Source organism: Sulfurimonas sp. (assembly GCF_014859695.1).
GTDB lineage: Bacteria > Campylobacterota > Campylobacteria > Campylobacterales > Sulfurimonadaceae > Sulfurimonas.
This window is the reverse complement of record NZ_JACUTS010000141.1, coordinates 1-2,739: the sequence shown is the minus strand read 5'-3', so window position 1 is coordinate 2,739 and position 2,739 is coordinate 1. Positions and strand designations below refer to the sequence as shown.

Below are 2,739 nucleotides of genomic sequence, written 5' to 3'. Positions count from 1 at the left end.
ATAGCATTGGCTGTTTTATTGGCAAGTGGTTTGATGGCTGCAGAAAATGCAGATTATTTCGGAATTAGTTTTGGAAATGCAGAACTTGGTGTAAACGTATCTGTTCCTGGTTTATCAGCAAGTACCGAGGTAGATGATAAACATATTAGCTTTACTCTTGGACACTATTATGAAGATACAGCTCGCGTGTGGGCTGGTTATTCATATGTTGATACAGATAGTGACGTAGATGATGCCGATGCTTTTTCTATTGGATATGATTTTATATTGCCGCTTGTCGAAAATAGACTTTCTCTATATGCGGGTCCAGTAATAGGATATACGAGATATGAAGAACCCGGTATTGATATTAGCGGATTTCATTACGGTGCACAGGCGGGAGTAATTGTCCGTCTGATTGATAACATTGAGATTGAAGCTGGATATCGTTATCTTATGGAAACAGGCAGTGACACCGTAAATATTTCAGGAACAGATGTGGATATTGATGCTGATGACCTTAAAATGTGGTATGTAGGTGCCAATCTTCGTTTTTAACTCTCTCTCAGTTCTCCTGTAAATTTCCCACATAAATGTGGGAAATTTATCTGTAAAAAGCAATGAAATCTTTGAAATTTATTGGTAAATATCAGCTAATACTATAGCCCAAGTTACTACAAATACGGATATGCTTAAAAATACTATGGTGCTTCCTACGTCTTTTGCCCGTCCAGCCATATGGTGATGCTCCAGCGTAACCAAGTCAACGACTCTCTCAATAGCGCTGTTTGTAGCCTCTGCTAAGAGCATTCCCATAAGAGAGATAAATAGCAGGGCTTTGTGGATAAAAGTGGCTTCTATAAATATAATCAGAGGCAGTAGAATCATAGTTAAAATTAGTTCTAATTTAAAGGATGTCTCTGTGCGGATTAAATCTTTTAATCCATTTAGTGCATAACCCGTGTTTTTGAAAAAATTATATTTCGGCTGGTTTCGCAATATTTATCCTTCTGATGCATCTCATATTTTTTAGTAATTCTACCATTTTATCTATACAATTTTTTATCATATAGATGGTCTAAAGTCAAGACAAAAGCCAGCGCATCTTTTTCCAGCTCTAAGTCGTGCTCAATGGGGGTTAGATGGTTGTTTTTGTCTAAATATGTATCCGGCTTTTTATATAAAAAGGTAACCGCCTCTTTGTTTGGGCTGAGAATCGAAACTTTGTTATCCACTCTAAGGGCATAGGAACCATGAAACTCCATCAGAGAAATATTTTGCTTTTTATCGCTAAAAATCGAGTGTCCCATAATAGGGTATTTCAAATCAAGCCCAAGCAGATCCAGCGCAGTTGCCAAGACGTCTGGCTGCGTTGCGATTTTATCGTAGGTCATCGGCTTGATGTCTGCTCCTAAGATAATTGCAGGAATATGGAACATATCAACAGGAATCATATCATCGCCGTAAACTCTGACGTTATGGTCTGCAACTACTACAAAAACTGTATCTTTATAATACTCCTCTTTTTTGGCAAGTTCAAACAGTTTTCCGATAGCATAATCTGCATATTTTACGGCATTTTTTACGCTATTTGCAGGCACTCCATCGAGTAGTTCAATTTTTTCATATGGGTACTCAAATGGAGAGTGGTTTGACTGCGAAAACATAACAGTGGCAAATTTCTGATTTTTGGTATGCATCTTTTTAAACTCTTCGTTTGCTCTCTCGACCAAATCTCCATCACACACTCCCCATGGAGCGGTAAAAGTAGGATCTATAAAGCACGGCTGGTCAATAATCTCATCAAAGCCGTTGCCGATAAACCAGCTTCGCATATTGTCAAATCTGCTCTCTCCGCCATACATAAAAGTTGTATGATAACCAAATGGCTCCAGAGCAGTTGAAATGGTAAAAAAGTCACTTTGTGATTTGCTTCTCTTTAGTACTCCCTCACCCGGAACGGCAAGATTTCCGGCAGAGGCTCCGGCCAAGCCTCTAATGCTTCTGGTACCGTTTGAGTATAAATCTTTAAACAAAATTCCCTCTTTGCTCAGTCTGTTAAGGTTAGGCGTAATTCCTTTTTCTCCTCCGGTTGCTTCAACGAACTGGTAACCTAGACTCTCTTGTACAAAGATAACCAGATTTTTTGGCTTTGTGGTTTTAAAATGGCTCTCTTCGCTCCTTAAGAATGGAGAGTCGGCATCTGTGCTTTGGATATTTAGTCTGTTTTGAACTCTGGATAGAGCCTCTTTCATATCCATTTTTCCGTATCGCTTTTGTATCTCTTTGCTTCCATGCCTGCTGTTGGTGTAGATTGCATAAACAATGTTATATATAGAGTTTTTAGTTATCTCATTGACCATTCTATTCGTTGTGTACATCGCATCAGAAGTGTTTGCAGGTCTGTGTCCAAATGATGATCGGGCGCCAATAAAGAGCAGTAGAAACAGAGGTAAAAACAGAATTAATCGTTTTTTATAGTTTGTGTCAAATACGGAAGTAACACTATCTTTGGCATATTTAAGATAGAGATAGATAAAAGCGCCTATCATAGTAAAAGCTATAAATAGCTCAGGCTTGTAGTCGGCAAATATCATAGCAAACACTTCTTTTGGATAGACAAGGTACTCTACAAAAAGGTAGTTTGGCCGTACGTCATACTGAGCAATAAACGGGAAAGTAGCATTTTCTATGTAGATAATAATTGATAATACTACCAAAAAGTAGTACTTTAAAAATTTATTTACAAAATGTTTTAAT

3 protein-coding genes are annotated in these 2,739 nt (G+C 37.9%); 1 reads left to right on the top strand and 2 read right to left on the bottom strand.

Features of this window, described 5'->3' with window-relative positions; genetic code table 11:
* Nucleotides 1-537 (top strand): outer membrane beta-barrel protein (locus IBX42_RS11975; protein WP_294933162.1); only part of this gene is annotated, 537 nt, incomplete at its 5' end.
* 78 nt (nucleotides 538-615) lie between these two features.
* Here IBX42_RS11975 and IBX42_RS11970 read toward each other — a convergent pair.
* Both IBX42_RS11970 and IBX42_RS11965 read right to left on the bottom strand, forming a co-directional pair.
* Complete coding sequence (locus tag IBX42_RS11970; protein ID WP_294933161.1) at nucleotides 616-978, bottom strand: diacylglycerol kinase; 363 nt, start codon at nucleotides 976-978, stop codon at nucleotides 616-618.
* Nucleotides 979-1,025: 47 nt separating this feature from the next.
* Nucleotides 1,026-2,739, bottom strand: a 1,714-nt coding sequence (locus IBX42_RS11965; RefSeq protein WP_294933160.1) for an LTA synthase family protein, incomplete at its 5' end; no start/stop codon positions are given.